Consider the following 17,760-nt stretch of genomic DNA (forward strand, 5'->3'; position numbering starts at 1 on the left):
AGTTACTCGTCAATCTCAAGGGCTCGTTTACCTTCATTGAGGTAGTTCTTCAAGTAACTATCGATCACTCGCGGGTTTTGGCCATCTTGAATCGCTAATACGCCATCCATGATCAAACGGCGATTTAGCGTTTCTTGGTCACGGCGAAGAGAAAGCTTATCCGCAATAGGGAAAAACACCATATTGGACAGGATCGCGCCATACAATGTGGTCAAGAGTGCAACGGCCATTGCTGGTCCAATCGCTTTAGGGTCATCCATGTTTGAAAGCATCGCAACAAGACCAACCAAGGTGCCAATCATTCCCATCGCAGGAGCAACGTCGCCAAAGGCGCGAAATACACCAGTACCTTGCGTATGTCGTTCATCCGTAAGCGCGATGTCTTTTTTGAGTGCCGCTCTCACAACGTCGGCATCATGGCCATCAACCAGTAGATCAATGCCTTTCTGCATGAATGTGTTGTTTATTTCCATCTCTTCAAGAGCAAGAAAACCACCTTTACGCGCCGCATCGGCCATTTCCACAATTTTTGCGATCAGGTCTTCGGGTTCATCCGCTTTAAACATGAAGGCTTTGCCAGCAATCTTTGTCGCACCAAAAAACTGTCCCATTGTGAACTTCATCAACACGACGAATATTGAGCCACCAACGACAATAAGGATCGACGTGACATCGACAAACATGCCGATGCTGCCACCAAGCACCATCGCCATAATGACGAATGCAAAACCACCAATCAAACCTAATAGGGTTGCTAAATCCACAAAGCACTCCTCACGCTATACTCAAATACTGCCATTGGGCGGATTATTACCTGTATCGACAACTCGCGCAGAATTTTTAGAAAAATCTTAGCTAATGGATCACAAATTACACTTAACAACCTCAATCAAAATATGGGGTTTCATCGCTTAGACTCGTTGAACGCTAATTTTGTGACAATTATATAAGGTTAAATTTGACCAAGTTACTAGGCTAAGGTAACTTTCGTGCATCTTACCCGAGGCTTGATTAAGGCAGAAAAAAGATGGCGGTCAAGAAACCAGAAAACATGACCTTTGAAGCAACCATTGAAGAGCTTGATAGCTTGGTTGATCAATTAGAAAATGGCGATCTTGCTCTAGATGATGCCCTGCGTAAGTTTGAACGAGGCATTGCCTTAGCTCGTGCAGGCCAAACCAAATTAAGCGACGCCGAACAACGCGTGAGCATTCTTCTTAGTGAAGATGATGAAGCACCACTGAGTGACTTCAAACCAGATTCAGAATAACAATCAGTAGTGAGCAATGTGATGCAACAGACATTGACGTCTTTTCAACAAAGAAACAATCAGCAATTGAATTTGTGGCTCGATCAGCTTCCATATCAAGAGCAGCCATTGATTCAAGCAATGAAATACGGCCTTTTGCTAGGTGGAAAACGCGTTCGCCCTTTTCTTGTTTACATCACAGGTCAAATGCTCGGCTGTAAACCTGAAGACTTAGACACCCCCGCCGCTGCTATCGAATGTATACATGCCTACTCACTCATTCATGATGATCTGCCAGCCATGGACGATGATGAACTGCGTCGAGGTCAACCAACTTGTCATATTAAGTTTGATGAAGCAACCGCAATACTGACAGGTGATGCACTACAAACCCTTGCCTTCACTATTATTGCTGATGGTCAATTAAGCCCGGCGGCAGAAGCTCAACGCATCAACATGATCAAAGCCTTAGCGCATTCCTCTGGTGCCAGCGGCATGTGTGTAGGGCAAGCCTTAGATTTAGGCGCGGAAAATCGCCAAGTTTCTCTTGAAGAAATGGAAGAGATACACCGTAAAAAAACCGGAGCTCTGATTGATTGTGCGGTAAAATTAGGTGCATTAGCTGCGGGTGAGAAAGGTATCGAGGTTCTACCTCACTTGGAGCGCTACTCAAAAGCAATTGGTTTGGCGTTTCAGGTTCAAGACGATATTCTTGATATCATCAGTGACACAGAAACACTGGGTAAGCCTCAAGGTTCCGACCAAGGTCTGAATAAGAGCACTTATCCTTCCCTGCTGGGTTTAGAGGGAGCCATAGAGAAAGCTCACACTCTGTTACAGGAAGCACTTCAAGCATTGGAAGCTATCCCATACAATACTCAGTTACTCGAAGAGTTCGCCCGATATGTCATCGAGCGCAAAAATTAACACTATAAGCGCGCATTTATATGACTCTTGATATTTCAAAGTACCCAACACTGGCGTTAGCAAATACACCGGAAGAATTACGTCTTCTTCCGAAAGAAACATTACCAAATCTGTGTGATGAACTGCGAACGTATCTGCTAAATTCAGTGAGCCAATCTAGCGGACACTTAGCGTCTGGCTTAGGCACCGTGGAGCTAACTGTCGCTCTGCATTATGTTTACAACACCCCTATCGACAAATTGATCTGGGATGTTGGTCATCAGGCTTACCCGCATAAAATCCTCACCGGACGTCGCGATAAAATGCCAACAATTCGCCAAAAGGATGGTCTACACCCTTTCCCTTGGCGTGAAGAAAGTGAATATGACACCTTATCTGTCGGCCACTCTTCGACATCGATTAGTGCAGGTCTTGGCATGGCCATCAGCGCACAAAAAGAAGGTAAAGGCCGCAAAATCGTCAGTGTGATTGGTGATGGCGCAATTACAGCAGGCATGGCATTCGAAGCCATGAACCACGCTGGCGACGTTCATCCTGATATGTTGGTGATTTTGAACGACAACGAAATGTCGATTTCAGAAAACGTCGGCGCCCTGAATAACCACCTTGCGAAAGTACTTTCTGGCAGCTTGTACACTTCTATCCGTGAAGGCGGCAAGAAAGTGCTGTCTGGTGTCCCACCTATTAAAGAGTTGGTTCGCCGTACGGAAGAGCACCTAAAAGGCATGGTAGTGCCTGGTACTCTGTTCGAAGAGTTCGGCTTTAATTACATTGGCCCGATTGATGGACACGACGTCAATGAACTCGTCAAAACGCTGAAAAATATGCGTGAGCTCAAAGGTCCTCAGTTCCTACACATCATGACCAAGAAAGGCAAAGGTTATGAGCCTGCCGAGAAAGATCCTATCGGCTACCATGGTGTTCCTAAATTCGATCCAACGCATAATTGTCTGCCGAAGAGCAGTGGCGGTAAGCCAACTTACTCAAAGATCTTCGGTGACTTTTTATGTGACATGGCGGCCCAAGATCCTAAGCTAATGGCAATTACGCCAGCAATGCGCGAAGGATCAGGTATGGTGCGTTTCTCAAAAGAGTACCCAGACCAATACTTTGATGTGGCGATTGCTGAGCAGCACGCAGTGACACTGGCAACAGGCATGGCAATTGCGGGCGATCATCCAATCGTTGCTATCTATTCGACTTTCTTGCAACGTGGTTATGACCAATTGATCCACGACATCGCGATCATGGACTTACCAGTGATGTTTGCGATCGACCGCGCAGGTCTCGTTGGCGCAGATGGTCAAACTCACCAAGGTGCGTTCGATTTGAGCTTTATGCGCTGTATTCCGAACATGGTGATCATGGCGCCAAGCGACGAAAACGAGTGCCGACAAATGCTTTACACTGGCCATAAGCATTCTGGCCCGAGTGCGGTTCGATACCCTCGTGGTAGCGGAATGGGCGTAGAAATCGAAACTGAGTTTACGGCTTTAGAAATCGGTAAAGGACGCATGGTTCGCCAAGGTGAAAAAGTTGCTATTCTGAACTTTGGTACTTTCTTGGGTAACGCGCTAGAAGCGGCAGAATACCTTAACGCCACTGTTGCTGATATGCGCTTTGTGAAGCCGCTCGATGAGGCATTGATTCGTCAACTAGCCGCAGATCATGACGTGCTCGTGACGTTAGAAGAAAATGTTATCGCGGGTGGTGCTGGTGCTGGTGTCGTTGAGTTCATGATGAAAGATAAAATCATTAAACCTGTGTTGAACCTAGGTTTACCAGATGAGTTTATTCATCAGGGAACACAAGATGAACTGCATGAAGAGCTTGGTCTCGATGCAAAAGGAATTGAAAAATCCATCTTGGATTATTTAGCAAAATAGAATGTAAAAAGGGATGCTCATAGCATCCCTTTTTTTACGGTCAACGTTTAATTCATCCAGCCCGCATATTTTGCGACTAGAAACAGGGCAACACCGGCCATAACTCCCGCCACGATATCATCAACCATAATACCCAGCCCACCGTGAACTCGCTTATCTAGCCACCCAATTGGCCAAGGTTTTACCATATCGAAAAAACGAAACAAGATGAAGCCAGTGATCAACCACTTCCATTCAGTGAGTGGAATATTCAGTGCAGGTACAATGCTCATCGTAATCCAAAAGCCCGCAAACTCATCCCATACGATTGAACCATGATCATGTACTTTCATGTCTGCAGAGGTCACTTGGCATATTTGAATGCCGATCACACACGAAATCAGAACAACAATGACATACGCCGTAAATGGTAATTGTGCCAACAACAAAAATAAAGGCACGGCCGCCAGTGTGCCCATTGTTCCAGGGATAAACGGGGATAATCCACTGCCAAAACCCGTCGCCAATAGATGCCACGGGTTCTTTAATGAAATCAGAGAAAGAGGGTTGGTCATATCCTTAAACCTATACTGCTAGTTTGGTTTCAATCGTCATGCCTGCGAGTTACTCAATAGTAACAGGCTCTTGGCTAGAGCTTAGCTCAGATCATTTAAAGTGGTCGAAGCCACTTAAGTCCCAATCAAGTGGTTGATTGTTATCATGCAGCTCGAAGGTTCCATTTGGTCGGATTTGACCAATACATGTGACCTTACAGCCAGTATGAGACAAAGCGCTTTGTAACGAGCCTCGATTTTGCTCCGGCACGGTAAAACACAACTCGTATTCTTCGCCACTTGCTAAAGCATACTTCTGCGCGCTGATCTTATCATCTAAAAACTGGACTAATTCTGAAGAGATCGGTAGCTGAGAGACATCAATACTCACCCCAACCTGAGATCGCTGTAAAATGTGCTTAATATCAGAGATTAAACCATCTGAAATATCTATCGCCGAAGAGGCTAGGCCAACCAGAGCCTGACCAGCGAGCACACGAGGAGAACTAAGGTAATGAGCTCGCTCTAGTGCTTCCGCGCCGGCTCTACTGCGCAGAGAGTCATCTAGAATCACATCCAAGCCAGCTTTTGCATCGCCAAGGTTTCCCGTTACGTATACCCAATCCCCAGGCTTGGCGCCGGATCGCGTGAGCGCTTTGTCTTCAGGTACAAAACCTTGCACCGTCAGTGTCAGACACAATGGGCCTTTGGTGGTATCACCGCCTATTAACTGAATACCATAGTAATCAGCCAGTTCGAAAAATGCATCACAGAAAGGTGCAAGCCATTCTTCATCTGGCTCAGGCATCGTTAATGCAAAGCTCACCCACGCAGGCGTTGCGCCCATCGCCGCCAAATCACTGATGTTAGAAGCCAATGCTTTGTGTGCGACCCATGCTGGGTTCGCGTCGGCTAAGAAATGCGTTCCAGCTACCAATGTATCCGTGCTAATCGCAATCTGAACATTAGCTGGCGCTTTGACCAAAGCGCAATCATCACCAGCGGCTAGATGGACATCTTTACGTTGGCTCTGACGACCGACGAAGTATTTGTCTATCAGATTAAATTCACCAGACATAATTCACTTACTTTTTGATGTAAAAGCTTTTGATACAAAAAAGGTCAGCATGTGCTGACCTTTTCATTGAAGAAATCGTTATTTCTTACGAATGTGAGGTGCTGCTTTATCAAGTACACCATTCACAAACTTGTGGCTATCTTCTGCTGCGAAAACTTTTGCAAGTTCAATCGCTTCATTGATAACAACTTTGTAAGGAACATCTTCGCGACGAGTCATCTCGTACATAGCAAGGCGAAGAAGAGCAAGTTCCATCATATCTAAATCCTGCATAGGACGAGAGATGTATGGACGAATTTTGCTATCTAGCTCAGCGTGGCTAAGTACAACACCGCTTAATAGTTCACGGAAGTAAGCTACGTCTGTCTCTGGAGCAGCAAGCGCTGGCTCAGATGCATGAAGTTCTTCTTCATCGTATTTGTCGCCAGACAAAAACTGTTCTTCAATCTTGGCAACATTCTCTTTAGTAATTTGCCATGAGTAGATCGCCTGTAGAGCGAATTGACGTGCGTTACGACGTGCGGCTGGTTTCACACTGGCCCCCATTAGGAATCAATTTCAGATAGTACATTAATCATTTCAAGTGCGCTTAGTGCAGCCTCTGCACCTTTATTACCAGCCTTGGTTCCTGCGCGTTCAATCGCTTGATCGATCGTATCAACAGTCAAAACACCAAATGCTACTGGAATGCTGAATTCCATAGACACTTGTGCTAGACCTTTGTTCATTTCACTACAAACATAGTCAAAGTGAGGCGTTCCACCGCGAATAACAGACCCTAGAGAAACAATAGCGTCGAATTTGCCAGTTTTAGCAACACGCTGAGCTACTAGAGGTAGTTCTACGGCACCTGGACAACGCACAACCGTGATGTTGTCTTCGCTTACTTGTCCGTGACGCTTTAGTGTATCGATCGCACCAGAAAGTAGGCTTTCGTTAATAAAACTGTTGAAACGAGAAATAACGATAGCAATTTTTGCATTTGGCGCTGGGAAGCCACCCTCGATCACTTTCATAAGCTTTCCTTTAACTCTATTTATAAGTGAAATATGTTCATCAAGTGAGAATCGCCGGATTCTAGCACAAATTTGTGAGCAATATCTAATGGAAATTGGAGGCAAATCACTGGTTCCTAGCCATTGACGAGTTAAGCACGTCAAAGACTAGGAACTTATTGTTCGGTTGTTACTCGCAGACGTACTCAACAACGTTCAGACCAAAACCACCTAACGCGTGGTACTTTTTGTTGGTCGATGACAGAAGACGCATATCATGTACACCGAGATCCGCAAGAATCTGTGAACCAACGCCAACACGGCGAGACGTGCCTTGTTTTTTAGCAAGCGTTGGTGCTTCACCTTTGTCTTGCGCTTCGAACATCTTCACGCGATGAATAAGTAGATCGGTCGATTCTTCATGGCCAAGAACAACCAGTACACCGCCCTCTTCACCAATGCGTTTCATTGCCTTATCTAGTGTCCAGCTGCGCTCTGCATTACGATCGCTACGTAGTAAGTCGGTAAAAACGTCTTGAAGATGAACGCGAACCAGTGGCGCTTTTTCTTTCAAATCGCCCTTGCACATTGCGTAGTGCACTTGGTTATCAATGGTGTCTTTGTACGTGACTAACGTGAACTCGCCAAACTCTGTCGGTAACTTGCACTCAGCCACACGTTCAATCGTTGTCTCAGTGTTATTGCGGTACTCAATTAGGTCGGCAATAGTGCCCAATTTAATACCGTGCTTCTCTGCAAAGATCTCTAGATCTGGGCGACGAGCCATCGTGCCGTCGTCATTTAAGATCTCAACAATCACCGATGCTGGCTCTAAACCAGCAAGACGAGCCAAATCACAGCCAGCTTCAGTGTGACCTGCGCGAGTCAGTACACCGCCGTCTTGAGCTGCGAGAGGGAAGATGTGACCAGGCTGCACCAAATCCGCAGCTTTAGCGTTTGGCGCGACTGCTGCTTGAACGGTACGTGCGCGATCTGCGGCTGAAATACCCGTCGTTACCCCTTCTGCTGCCTCAATCGAAACAGTAAAGTTGGTGGTGTATTGCGCATTATTGTCTTGCACCATTGGTGGCAGACCTAGACTTTCGCAACGATCTTTGGTCATGGTTAAACAAATCAGGCCACGGCCATAGGTTGCCATAAAGTTGATGGCTTCCGGCGTAATATGCTCGGCAGCCATGATCAAGTCACCTTCATTCTCACGGTCTTCATCATCCATTAGGATGACCATTTTGCCTGCGCGAATATCATCAATAATTTCTTGTGGCGTACTGATTGGCATAGTCTGTTATCCCGTTATTCTAAATTTGTTATTGCGACAGCAATGAAAAATTACGTTGCAGTGAATGCTAGTTAGGTCAATAGTTTGAGCTTTGCATTAAGCAAGTCAATGAATCTCGCGGTGTTCTGTGAGTCTGCTCTTTATCGCATGCCTCACGCAGCCACTCCCAAGACTTATGCAAAACCGTTTTGCTGTAAAAAGTCCATCGTGATACGAGACTCGGCCTTATCTTCTTGTTGTCCTTGCAGTAAACGCTCCATATAACGCGCAAGTACATCAACTTCTAAGTTGACTTTGCGCCCCACTTGAAACTGGTCAATCGTAGTTTCTTCACTCGTATGAGGAACGATCGTCAGCTTAAAAGCATTTTTACGTAAGTCGTTGACGGTTAGGCTAATACCATCAACAGTAATCGAGCCTTTCTCTGCAACGTACTTGCTAATTTCCGCAGGCATTGCAACCCAAAACTCTATCGCACGGCCAACTGAATTGCGTTCGACAATTTCACCAACCCCATCGACATGGCCAGAAACGATATGTCCACCCAATCGCGTTGTTGGCAACATGGCTTTTTCTAGATTCACCTTATCGCCTACTTGGTATTCAGAAAACCCAGTTTTCTTCAAGGTTTCTAATGACAGATCAGCACTGTAATAGTGGCTTCCGAAGTCAACTACCGTTAAGCAAACACCATTGGTCGCAATGCTATCGCCTAACTTAACGTCTGACATATCAAGCGTACCCGTTTCAACCGTGACGGTGATGTCTTCGCCCTTCGGCGTAATCGCAGCTAACTTGCCAACTGCTTCTACTATTCCTGTAAACATACTATTTCTTATCTAATTTCATTACGTTTTATGGTGGCGGTGATGCGAATGTCTACCCCAACCATACGAACGTCTGTAATGTTTAAATCTATGACGTCAGCCATAGCGCTTAACCCTAAAGCACCGATAAGCCCCCGACCATCGCTGCCCATGAGTTTTGGCGCAAGGTAAACAATGAGCTCATCTACAAGATTAGCCTTTATCATCGCACTCGCTAGCGTAGCTCCAGCTTCAACCCATAAGTGATTGATGTGGTGCTCATCAGAGATACGTTTTAATGTCGTTGATAAGTCAATTTGGTCAGCGCTGTCCAATAGAGGGATACAGTCTCCATCAGAGCGAACAATAACTCGCTCTCCATCGGTATGGAACAGCTTGAGCGCATCAGTTAAATGGTTCTGACGATCTAAGATTACACGTACTGGTTGACGAAGCTCTTCTTGTAAATACTGCGCTTGAACACTATTAGGTAAGTCATCCCAGCGCACGTTGAGTGATGCATTATCATCAATCACCGTTTTGCTAGTAGAAAGAATGCCACCACTCATTGCTCGATAACGCTGCACATCTTGGCGGGCCGCTGGGGAGGTGATCCATTGGCTCTGACCATTATTGAGTGCGCTTTGCCCATCCAAACTGGCTGCCATTTTTAATTGAACAAACGGCATGCCTGTACGCATGTACTTTATAAAACCAGGGTTAAGGGCAAGGGCATCTTGCTCTAACAAGCCGATTTGTACTTCAATTCCGGCATCACGTAACATCTGGATGCCGCGACCTGCAACTTTCGGGTTTGGGTCTACCATGGCGCAAACCACACGTGCCACTTTGGCTTTAATCAGCCCTTCGGCACATGGCGGTGTACGGCCGTAATGAGAGCAAGGTTCTAGCGTCACATAAGCGGTTGCACCAACTGCTTTTTCACCCGCCATGCGCATCGCGTGCACTTCGGCATGCGGCTCACCAGCACGATGGTGATAGCCTTCACCGACAATTTCTTCATCACGAACGATGACACACCCTACATTTGGATTAGGGGCGGTGGTATAAATGCCACGTTTCGCTAACTTAATAGCTCGTGACATCATGGCGAAATCTAAATCAGAAAACGCTCTTTCAGGAGTGTGTTGAGTCATGAGCTACTCAGTCTTCTAGGCGGGCAATCTCTTCGCCAAACTCGCGAATATCTTCAAAGCTTCGGTAAACGGAAGCGAAACGAATGTAAGCCACCTTATCGAGCTCTTTGAGCTGGTCCATGACTAAATTACCAATCATTTCACTCGGAACCTCTCGCTCACCCGTCGCACGCAGTTGTGATTTGATCATACTGATCGCTAACTCTATAGAATCGGCACTCACTGGGCGTTTCTCTAAAGCGCGTTGAATACCGCCAACCATTTTATCTTCATCAAATGGTTCACGGTTGCCATTCGATTTGATCACTTTAGGCATCACTAACTCTGCGCTTTCAAACGTAGTGAAACGCTCGCTACACGCCAAGCACTGACGGCGACGTCGAACTTGATGGCCATCAGCCACTAAGCGGGAATCAATAACTTTGGTATCGTTCTCGGAACAAAAAGGACAATGCATATCACCTCCATATCTATACCAAAATAACCTCATGAGCAATCACGGATAACCACGCGTTCATGGTTATACGGACTCTATTAAAGCTATTTGGGTATAACGCTTTCAAACCGAAATAAAAGCTCATGTAGTGTAGCGGAATTGGTATGTTAGACAAAACAAAAAGGGGCGCAAAGGCCCCTTTTTCACTCAAGATCTCGTCGAATGTGTTAACTGCGTGCTAAGTAGTTCGCTTTACCAACCCACTTGTAGCTAGTTAGCTCTTCTAAGCCCATCGGACCGCGTGCATGTAGCTTTTGCGTAGATACTGCGACTTCTGCGCCAAGACCAAATTGCGCACCGTCTGTAAAGCGCGTTGAAGCATTCACATAAACCGCCGCAGAACCGACAGAATTGATGAACAGTTCTGAGTTTTCCAAACTATTGGTCATGATCGCATCTGAGTGGCTCGCGTTATGGACACGCATATGATCAATGGCATCTTTCACATCAGACACAACTTTTACACCAAGAGTGTAGCTCAACCATTCCGTATCAAAGTCACCTTCAACAGCATCGCGAATTTGTGTTGCTTGAGCCATCATTGCTTTTGCCTTAGGCTCTGTCACGAAGGTCACTTTATCGTTCATGCGCTCTACGATCATTGGTAGGAATTGCGCTGCAATTTTTTCATGCACGAGCAGCGTATCTAATGAGTTACACGCAGATGGACGTTGAACTTTAGAGTTCTCAACCACATTCAGGGATTTCTCTAGATCAGCGGATTCGTCGACAAAGATATGGCTGATACCAAAGCCACCAATAATCACCGGAATCGTGCTGTTTTCTTTACACATTTTGTGTAGGCCAGCACCACCGCGTGGAATGATCATGTCGACGTAATCGTCCAACTTAAGCAATTGAGAAACAAGCTCACGATCTGGTTTTTCAATGTACTGCACAGAAGCGGCTGGAAGGTTCGCCTTTGCGAGCGCAGACTGAATAACCTTCACTAATTCCATATTCGAGAAAAATGTCTCTTTGCCACCACGTAAAATGCTTGCGTTGCCGGTTTTCAAGCACAACGCTGCAATATCAATGGTTACGTTTGGACGCGCTTCATAAATTACGCCTACGACACCAAGCGGCACACGACGACGAGACAGTGACATCCCATTTTCCAGTACCTTACTGTCTATTTCGCTGCCTACAGGATCGTTCAAGCTAATGACGTTGCGAACATCATTCGCAATTGCAGTCAATCGTTCTTCATTAAGCAAAAGGCGATCGAGCAGCGCATCGGTTAAACCCGCTTCACGGCCAAGTTCGATGTCTTTAGCGTTTGCCGCCAAAATAGCAGCGGAGTTTGCTTCTAGCTCATCAGCGATGATGGCTAATGCTTGGTTCTTTTGCGCAGTTGACGCTGTCGCTAATTCGAAAGCTGCATCTTTAGCAGCTTTACCCATATTCGTTAAATCCACTTTGCTTCCCTCTAATTCTATTCCTGAATGACGACCAGATCATCGCGGTGAATCACCTCAGAGCCATAATCATGCCCCAAAATAGAGATGATATCTTTACTGTGTTTGCCCGTAATTTTAGTTAGGTCATCACTTGAGTAGGCGCTGATGCCACGAGCCACCAACTTACCGTGAGCGTTTGTTACACGCGCCACTTCGCCTCGTGCGAAGTCACCACTAACTTTGATGACCCCTTTAGCAAGTAGGCTACTCCCCTTGCCGACCACAGCATTGACTGCACCATCATCAATAACGATGTCGCCCGATGCCGCAGGTCCCGCTAGAATCCAGCGTTTACGGTTCTCTAAGGCTTCAGCGCAAGGTAGGAAGCGCGTGCCCTGAGGTTCAGCACTTAAAGAGTCAAAGATAACATTCGGCGCACTACCAGCAGCAATAATAACCTCGATACCCGCGCGGCGAGCGATGTCTGCGGCTTGCAGCTTCGTTGCCATACCACCAGTACCCAATGTTGTACCGCTTCCACCTGCGATTTTACGCAGCGTGTCGTCGATGGTTTTTACTTCCTTGATAAGCTCTGCGTTCGGATCTTTACGAGGGTCAGCAGTAAACAGACCTTTTTGGTCCGTTAAAAGCAAGAGCTTATCTGCACCACATAAAATGCCTACCAAAGCGGAAAGGTTGTCGTTATCGCCAACTTTAATCTCGCTAGTCGCAACGGCATCATTTTCGTTTACGATAGGAACAATATCGTTCGCAACGAGCGCATTAATAGTGTCACGCGCGTTAAGGAATCGCTCACGATCTTCTAAATCGGCACGGGTTAGTAACATTTGGCCGATCTTGATACCATAAATACCAAACAAAGACTCCCATGTTTGAATCAAGCGGCTCTGCCCCACCGCGGCAAGTAACTGCTTACTCGCCATCTCGTTGGGCAATGCGGGGTAACCAAGATGCTCACGGCCTGCTGCAATCGCACCAGACGAAACCATTACGATTGAATGGCCTTGTTTTTTAAGCTCAGCACACTGGCGTGCTAACTCAACCATGTGTGCACGGTCGAGTGCCAGAGTGCCGCCTGTCAGCACACTTGTACCCAGTTTCACAACGACAGTTTGTGGTTGTGAAACAACTGCATTTTGTTGATTCGTTGTCATGATGTCTTCTGAAGTGAAAAACAAATAAAGAGAGGATGTTTTAACAATCAAATAGAGAATTAACAAGAGAAAAGGTGCGTTTTCGCACCTTTTTGCTTGGTATTAAATGAAAACAACCAAATTAAGCGAAATCGAAAGACTCCGTGTGATATTCGACTTCTAATTTGAAGTGTTCTTCTAAAGTATCAACCAGCTTTTGATGGAATGTGCTCTGCGTGAGATACACTTCCTCTACCACTTTTTTGGGAAGGGCTTCAGATACCCATTGCCCTTCTTTGTTGTACTTGCCAATATGATATTTAGCAGTAAAGCCTCCCTCGATGGATTCCAAATCCATCCACCAGCCCCAAAATTCACGCTTCTCAGGCGATTTTTTGTCGTCTACACATACAGATAAACAATCAAAATAATAGCGCCCTTCTTGCGATTGTGGTTCGCGCAGGTAAGGCCCTATCGCCTTCAACTTTGACATCAAGCGAAAGTGAGTCGGGCCCTGAGTCGTCTCTGACATATGAATCTCCGTTTTCATAGTTAAAAGTAAACACCCAAGAATGATTATTATTTTTAATTATCATGAGCTTATTTTTTGCTCAGATATATCACTCTTAACTAATTTAGGAGAATTGTCACCCTAATAATTCATCTTCTAGCCACTTTATGGCTAAATCGAGGGATTGCTCATATCCTTTTGTAATTGTTTTGGAACTGATTTTTTTTGCTCTACCATACTGGCTAAATAGAGCAACAAGTTGATTATCACTGTGTGGCGACACTGGATCGCCTTCAAGACTCAAAGCCAAAATAGGCACTTTGGTTTTTCGACTGCTCAGGAAGCCCTGAACCTTCAATGACCACGCCATCATCTGACCAGCCATGCTATTAATATCAACCGCATTTTTCCCCAAACGGGAAGCCAAAAGATCTAAATACATCTTCGGCATTTTTTGTAACTTCTGAGGGGAAGTAAAAATATCATGTACGGGTGCGCCTAGAGCGACACAAGCTTTGATCTTTTCCTGCTCGACAAAAGAGAGTCTGATCATGGCATTACCACCAAAACGAAACCCAACTAACCCCACTTTGTGATGATCAACCCAAGGTAGCGAGTAAAGCTCATTCAATACCGCTTGATGTAGGCAACTTGAATTCTCGGTCAAGGGCCAATGAGAGCTATGCCCTACCGAAGGCATGTCCACAGTTAACATCGCAATATCTCGCGGTGCAAGACGATTACGGAACAAACGCCACATGTCGGTTTGTAGGGTATCCAAACCAGCGCTCACCATTACCACAGGCAACTGTTTATCCGTTCTTGGTAAATGGAGGTTCGCGATGATTTTGCGATTTTGGTAAGGCACTTCAATTTGCTTGATGGTGTACTTAGTTTTTTCTGCGCCGTCAGAATACGCTTTGTTTGCCAGAACTTGAGCTTGCGATGCCAAGTTGTCATTTTTTAAATGTGGGTAGCCTGCAATACTAAAACACAAAGAAGCAGTGAAGAGTTCATCCGCTGCCTCTTCTCCTTGCATTTCATTTGCTCGCTTCTGATGATCCATACCAAGCTTGATCCACTCAAATGTCCAGTTACCACTGTGATAACCCATTACAGTGTCTAACCAATCATCATTGGTTCGCGAGTGAGAAGATGAAGCAATTTTGGACAGTACGCCTTCCATTTCGATCGGAGACAATCCTTGCCAAGCCCATTGCAAGCGACGCAAATGACGATACCAAGCACGATCACCTTGCGCTTCTCGTTCATCAAGTATTTTTTTACTGGTCGGCATGTACTGGGTAAGCGCGGAGGTTTCTTTTGCTTGCTTATGTTTCACGAACAAAGTTTCGGAAAGATTTTTACTGACGTCTTCAGACATAGGAAGAACCCTAGGCTATTAGCATGATTTAATATCATAATAAAAAAAATGCCCCTATAAAGGGGCATTTCTCAATATTCTTTAACCGCGTTTATTTTTGCTTGCGGTTTACTGGCTCAGCATACTGGATTGACATATCCCAAGGCTGCTCGATCCAAGTGTCTTGAGCAATATCTACAACGTAATCATCCAGCAGCTCTTTGCCTGATGGTTTCGCACACACAGCGATCATTTTCGCTTTTGGATACATCTCACGTAGTTTGCGCGCTGTATCACCACTGTCTACTAGGTCTTCAACGATTAGGTAACCTTCGCCATCACCTTCAGGTGCTTTTAGTACCGTCATATCGCGCTGATGATCATGGTCGTAGCTTGAAATACAGATTGTATCAACGTAACGAATACCCAGTTCACGAGCCAAAATAGCGCCAGGAACCAAACCGCCGCGGCTTACCGCCCAAATTCCTTTCCATTGCTCAGCTGGCATTTGTTTTTCAGCCAGTTCACGGCAGTAAGTCTGCATTGCATCCCAAGTGATAATGAATTTTTTACTCATTGTAATAACCTAATAATTTGAAAATATGCATCCTCAAAATCTAGCGAAGTCACTCAAAAGCGGAATGCTCACTAACTTCTCCAAAATGTTTGGAGACGAGGATTTCAAGCTGCGCAAACGATTATTCTACCGAAACACACCGCTAATACCAACGGTGATATCAAAATTCTCTGCCTATTCCGCAGAAAAACCGTCTTCTGTGAACAACGTAAAAAAGAAAAAGCCAGCGTGAATAAATCCACACTGGCTTTTTGCTCGAGAAATTAACCGACGAGGTATTTAACGATGAAGATGGCTGACATCACCCATACACTCATCGACACTTCACGGCCCTTGCCGCTAAATAATTTGATCGCCGCGTATGCGATAAAGCCTAACGTGATACCTTCTGCAATCGAGAATGTTAGCGGCATCACCAAACAAGTCACAACAACTGGCGACGCTTCAGTTAAGTCACGCCAATCAATGCTTACTAGCCCAGACAGCATCAAGATCGCCACATAGAATAGCGCACCTGACGTTGCATAAGCAGGGATCATGCCCGCAAGTGGTGAGAACAATAGAGCAAGTAGGAAGAGTACACCAACAACCACGGCTGTTAGACCAGTACGCCCACCCGCAGCCACACCAGAAACGCTTTCAATATAAGATGTCGTGTTAGAGGTACCAAGTAATGCACCTACTGACGTTGCTGTTGAGTCTGCAAGTAACGCTTTGTTTAAACGAGGGATGTTGCCATTCTCATCAGTTAGACCTGCTTTTTGAGAAACGCCAACGAGCGTACCTGCGGTGTCAAATAAATCGACAAATAGGAAAGCAAATACGACGGAAATCATGCCTACTTCAAACAAACCAGAGAAATCCAGTTGCATGAAAGTTGGCGCAATGCTTGGTGGCGTTGACATAATACCGCCCCACTGCACATCACCAAATAGAAGACCAAGCGCTGTAACGCCAAGAATAGCGATCATCACCGCACCTTTCACACCACGGTGAACCAATGCAATCGTAAGAAAGAAGCCAATCGCGGCCAATACAGATGGCAATGATGTGATCTCTCCCATAGAAACTAATGTCGCTGGGTTATCAACGACGATACCTGCATTTTTTAATGCGATAAACGCTAAGAAAAGACCAATACCAGCTGAAATACCTGTTCGTAGAGAATGCGGGATCGAGTTAATAATCCACTCACGGATCTTAAATACGCTTAAAAGAATGAACAGAAGGCCAGAAACAAATACAGCCGCCAACGCAACTTGCCACGTATAACCCATTCCTAATACAACAGAGTAAGTAAAAAATGCGTTCAGGCCCATTCCTGGTGCCTGTGCGATTGGGTAATTGGCAACAAATCCCATGATAAAACAGCCGATTGCGGCAGCAAGACAAGTTGCGACAAAAATGGCGCCACGGTCCATACCGGTATCCGACAGGATCGCTGGGTTTACAAAAATAATGTAAGCCATAGTTAGGAAGGTCGTAACACCTGCAATGATCTCAGTGCGCACATTTGTGCCATTTTCACTGAGTTTAAAAAGCCTCTCGAGCATGATCGAATCCTGTAAAGGTAAAAAGTAAACGGTTGCGTAATCGATTGGCGGGAATTATAAAGTTATCAAATAGCAAATTCTAGATAGAATCTTCACTCTAATGCGTTTTTTTTCTTTGGATATGAAACACATTCTCTAACCCATCAAAGCAAGTAAAGAAATATATTCTTATAAAACAATAGGTAACCCAGATAACACAGTTCTCTAAAAGAGAATAAAAACTGAGCAATGTACTAAACTTTCAGATGAAAAAGGCCCATTTTAAACATGGTATCTAACAGATTTGATGGAAAAGTCGATAAAACCGAAGAATGGGGAATAGAAGAAGGCTTTGATGGCAATAAGTGAGTCAGGAAGAGAAAATAGAGATAAAAAAACGCCACCCAATTTGGGTGGCGGTGAATCATGTCAGCACTATCACTGAAAAAAAATTCCAATTTATAGGGGTGAACAAACTGTTCGAGTCACATGCGTTGACTTCACTTAGTAGCCAAAGCTTGTTGGGTATACAAAGTTACCGGTGTAAACAGACTTGCTATTCCAGAACATTGTACTTGGTAAACCTTTCATAACTATCACCTTTTAAATCAATTAAACATTCGTTGATTTCTCGGTTCCTTGGAGGCGATAAAACGGACTCATCCTTTGAGCATTTCATTCTTCTCTCAGAAGCTGGTTACAAATATACCACCAAGAAATTTAATTACAAGCATTTTAGTGACTGAAATCACAAAAAATACATAAATTGACCTTTATCAAAGTTTACATGTAATTA

19 protein-coding genes are annotated in these 17,760 nt (G+C 45.1%); 3 read left to right on the forward strand and 16 right to left on the reverse strand.

Annotated features, from left to right (window positions below; all coding sequences use genetic code 11):
- Positions 1-2 precede the first annotated feature (2 nt).
- Positions 3-764 (reverse strand): flagellar motor protein PomA, encoded by a 762-nt coding sequence (gene pomA / locus J4N43_RS12285; RefSeq protein WP_005381564.1) that lies wholly within the window; start codon positions 762-764, stop codon positions 3-5.
- A gap of 263 nt (positions 765-1,027) precedes the next feature.
- On the opposite strand from pomA, the gene xseB reads away from it, so the two are divergent.
- From xseB to dxs, 3 genes are read left to right on the forward strand one after another with little or no spacing between them, the layout of a single operon-like run.
- Positions 1,028-1,270 (forward strand): exodeoxyribonuclease VII small subunit, encoded by a 243-nt coding sequence (xseB, locus tag J4N43_RS12290; RefSeq protein ID WP_005381566.1) that lies wholly within the window; start codon positions 1,028-1,030, stop codon positions 1,268-1,270.
- Positions 1,271-1,291: 21 nt separating this feature from the next.
- On the forward strand, positions 1,292-2,176 hold the full coding sequence (gene ispA, locus J4N43_RS12295; RefSeq protein WP_005383621.1) for a (2E,6E)-farnesyl diphosphate synthase: 885 nt from the start codon (positions 1,292-1,294) through the stop codon (positions 2,174-2,176).
- A gap of 20 nt (positions 2,177-2,196) precedes the next feature.
- On the forward strand, positions 2,197-4,062 hold the full coding sequence (dxs, locus tag J4N43_RS12300) for a 1-deoxy-D-xylulose-5-phosphate synthase (RefSeq protein ID WP_005383623.1): 1,866 nt from the start codon (positions 2,197-2,199) through the stop codon (positions 4,060-4,062).
- A gap of 47 nt (positions 4,063-4,109) precedes the next feature.
- On the opposite strand, the gene pgpA is transcribed toward dxs, so the two are convergent.
- From pgpA to vcdP, 15 genes are all read right to left on the reverse strand, one after another.
- Positions 4,110-4,616 (reverse strand): phosphatidylglycerophosphatase A, encoded by a 507-nt coding sequence (gene pgpA / locus J4N43_RS12305; protein ID WP_053350269.1) that lies wholly within the window; start codon positions 4,614-4,616, stop codon positions 4,110-4,112.
- Positions 4,617-4,707: 91 nt separating this feature from the next.
- Positions 4,708-5,673 (reverse strand): thiamine-phosphate kinase, encoded by a 966-nt coding sequence (gene thiL / locus J4N43_RS12310; protein WP_053350268.1) that lies wholly within the window; start codon positions 5,671-5,673, stop codon positions 4,708-4,710.
- A gap of 78 nt (positions 5,674-5,751) precedes the next feature.
- Positions 5,752-6,219, reverse strand: a complete 468-nt coding sequence (gene nusB / locus J4N43_RS12315) for a transcription antitermination factor NusB (RefSeq protein ID WP_005381571.1) — start codon at positions 6,217-6,219, stop codon at positions 5,752-5,754.
- On the reverse strand, positions 6,219-6,689 hold the full coding sequence (ribH, locus tag J4N43_RS12320; protein WP_005381572.1) for a 6,7-dimethyl-8-ribityllumazine synthase: 471 nt from the start codon (positions 6,687-6,689) through the stop codon (positions 6,219-6,221). The genes nusB and ribH overlap by 1 nt, the downstream gene beginning before the upstream one ends.
- Before the next feature lie 169 nt (positions 6,690-6,858).
- Complete coding sequence (gene ribBA / locus J4N43_RS12325; protein ID WP_005381573.1) at positions 6,859-7,968, reverse strand: bifunctional 3,4-dihydroxy-2-butanone-4-phosphate synthase/GTP cyclohydrolase II; 1,110 nt, start codon at positions 7,966-7,968, stop codon at positions 6,859-6,861.
- Between the two features lie 173 nt (positions 7,969-8,141).
- Positions 8,142-8,795 (reverse strand): riboflavin synthase, encoded by a 654-nt coding sequence (locus J4N43_RS12330; RefSeq protein ID WP_053306528.1) that lies wholly within the window; start codon positions 8,793-8,795, stop codon positions 8,142-8,144.
- Positions 8,796-8,803: 8 nt separating this feature from the next.
- Positions 8,804-9,931 (reverse strand): bifunctional diaminohydroxyphosphoribosylaminopyrimidine deaminase/5-amino-6-(5-phosphoribosylamino)uracil reductase RibD, encoded by a 1,128-nt coding sequence (gene ribD, locus J4N43_RS12335; protein WP_053350267.1) that lies wholly within the window; start codon positions 9,929-9,931, stop codon positions 8,804-8,806.
- A 7-nt stretch (positions 9,932-9,938) separates the two neighbouring features.
- The gene (gene nrdR, locus J4N43_RS12340) at positions 9,939-10,388 is read right to left on the reverse strand and encodes a transcriptional regulator NrdR (RefSeq protein ID WP_005381578.1); all 450 of its coding nucleotides are present in this window, start codon (positions 10,386-10,388) and stop codon (positions 9,939-9,941) included.
- A gap of 206 nt (positions 10,389-10,594) precedes the next feature.
- The gene (locus J4N43_RS12345) at positions 10,595-11,845 is read right to left on the reverse strand and encodes a glutamate-5-semialdehyde dehydrogenase (RefSeq protein ID WP_053350266.1); all 1,251 of its coding nucleotides are present in this window, start codon (positions 11,843-11,845) and stop codon (positions 10,595-10,597) included.
- A gap of 17 nt (positions 11,846-11,862) precedes the next feature.
- Positions 11,863-13,002: a glutamate 5-kinase gene (proB, locus tag J4N43_RS12350; protein ID WP_005383771.1), complete on the reverse strand. Its 1,140-nt coding sequence runs from the start codon at positions 13,000-13,002 to the stop codon at positions 11,863-11,865.
- Positions 13,003-13,123: 121 nt separating this feature from the next.
- Positions 13,124-13,513 (reverse strand): sigma factor-binding protein Crl, encoded by a 390-nt coding sequence (gene crl / locus J4N43_RS12355; protein WP_005381584.1) that lies wholly within the window; start codon positions 13,511-13,513, stop codon positions 13,124-13,126.
- Between the two features lie 115 nt (positions 13,514-13,628).
- Positions 13,629-14,876, reverse strand: a complete 1,248-nt coding sequence (gene frsA, locus J4N43_RS12360) for an esterase FrsA (RefSeq protein WP_005381586.1) — start codon at positions 14,874-14,876, stop codon at positions 13,629-13,631.
- Between the two features lie 91 nt (positions 14,877-14,967).
- Positions 14,968-15,432: a xanthine phosphoribosyltransferase gene (gpt, locus tag J4N43_RS12365; protein ID WP_005381590.1), complete on the reverse strand. Its 465-nt coding sequence runs from the start codon at positions 15,430-15,432 to the stop codon at positions 14,968-14,970.
- Positions 15,433-15,695: 263 nt separating this feature from the next.
- Complete coding sequence (locus tag J4N43_RS12370) at positions 15,696-16,985, reverse strand: NCS2 family permease (RefSeq protein WP_005381592.1); 1,290 nt, start codon at positions 16,983-16,985, stop codon at positions 15,696-15,698.
- Positions 16,986-17,468: 483 nt separating this feature from the next.
- The gene (gene vcdP, locus J4N43_RS24645) at positions 17,469-17,555 is read right to left on the reverse strand and encodes a small protein VcdP (RefSeq protein ID WP_017635687.1); all 87 of its coding nucleotides are present in this window, start codon (positions 17,553-17,555) and stop codon (positions 17,469-17,471) included.
- Between the last annotated feature and the right edge of the window lie 205 nt (positions 17,556-17,760).

It is taken from the genome of Vibrio sp. SCSIO 43009, from assembly GCF_023716525.1.
In the GTDB taxonomy this organism is placed as follows: Bacteria; Pseudomonadota; Gammaproteobacteria; order Enterobacterales; family Vibrionaceae; genus Vibrio; species Vibrio alginolyticus.

Bases quoted from the DNA above. Each gene is read 5' to 3' on its own strand.
- xseB (WP_005381566.1), top strand. From the start codon at position 1,028: ATGGCGGTCAAGAAACCAGAAAACATGACCTTTGAAGCAACCATTGAA.
- ispA (WP_005383621.1), top strand. From the start codon at position 1,292: ATGCAACAGACATTGACGTCTTTTCAACAAAGAAACAATCAGCAATTG.
- proB (WP_005383771.1), bottom strand. From the start codon at position 13,002: ATGACAACGAATCAACAAAATGCAGTTGTTTCACAACCACAAACTGTC.
- nusB (WP_005381571.1), bottom strand. From the start codon at position 6,219: ATGGGGGCCAGTGTGAAACCAGCCGCACGTCGTAACGCACGTCAATTC.
- gpt (WP_005381590.1), bottom strand. From the start codon at position 15,432: ATGAGTAAAAAATTCATTATCACTTGGGATGCAATGCAGACTTACTGC.
- ribBA (WP_005381573.1), bottom strand. From the start codon at position 7,968: ATGCCAATCAGTACGCCACAAGAAATTATTGATGATATTCGCGCAGGC.
- vcdP (WP_017635687.1), bottom strand. From the start codon at position 17,555: ATGAAAGGTTTACCAAGTACAATGTTCTGGAATAGCAAGTCTGTTTAC.
- frsA (WP_005381586.1), bottom strand. From the start codon at position 14,876: ATGTCTGAAGACGTCAGTAAAAATCTTTCCGAAACTTTGTTCGTGAAA.
- ribH (WP_005381572.1), bottom strand. From the start codon at position 6,689: ATGAAAGTGATCGAGGGTGGCTTCCCAGCGCCAAATGCAAAAATTGCT.
- nrdR (WP_005381578.1), bottom strand. From the start codon at position 10,388: ATGCATTGTCCTTTTTGTTCCGAGAACGATACCAAAGTTATTGATTCC.
- thiL (WP_053350268.1), bottom strand. From the start codon at position 5,673: ATGTCTGGTGAATTTAATCTGATAGACAAATACTTCGTCGGTCGTCAG.
- dxs (WP_005383623.1), top strand. From the start codon at position 2,197: ATGACTCTTGATATTTCAAAGTACCCAACACTGGCGTTAGCAAATACA.
- J4N43_RS12370 (WP_005381592.1), bottom strand. From the start codon at position 16,985: ATGCTCGAGAGGCTTTTTAAACTCAGTGAAAATGGCACAAATGTGCGC.
- crl (WP_005381584.1), bottom strand. From the start codon at position 13,513: ATGTCAGAGACGACTCAGGGCCCGACTCACTTTCGCTTGATGTCAAAG.
- ribD (WP_053350267.1), bottom strand. From the start codon at position 9,931: ATGACTCAACACACTCCTGAAAGAGCGTTTTCTGATTTAGATTTCGCC.
- pgpA (WP_053350269.1), bottom strand. From the start codon at position 4,616: ATGACCAACCCTCTTTCTCTGATTTCATTAAAGAACCCGTGGCATCTA.
- J4N43_RS12330 (WP_053306528.1), bottom strand. From the start codon at position 8,795: ATGTTTACAGGAATAGTAGAAGCAGTTGGCAAGTTAGCTGCGATTACG.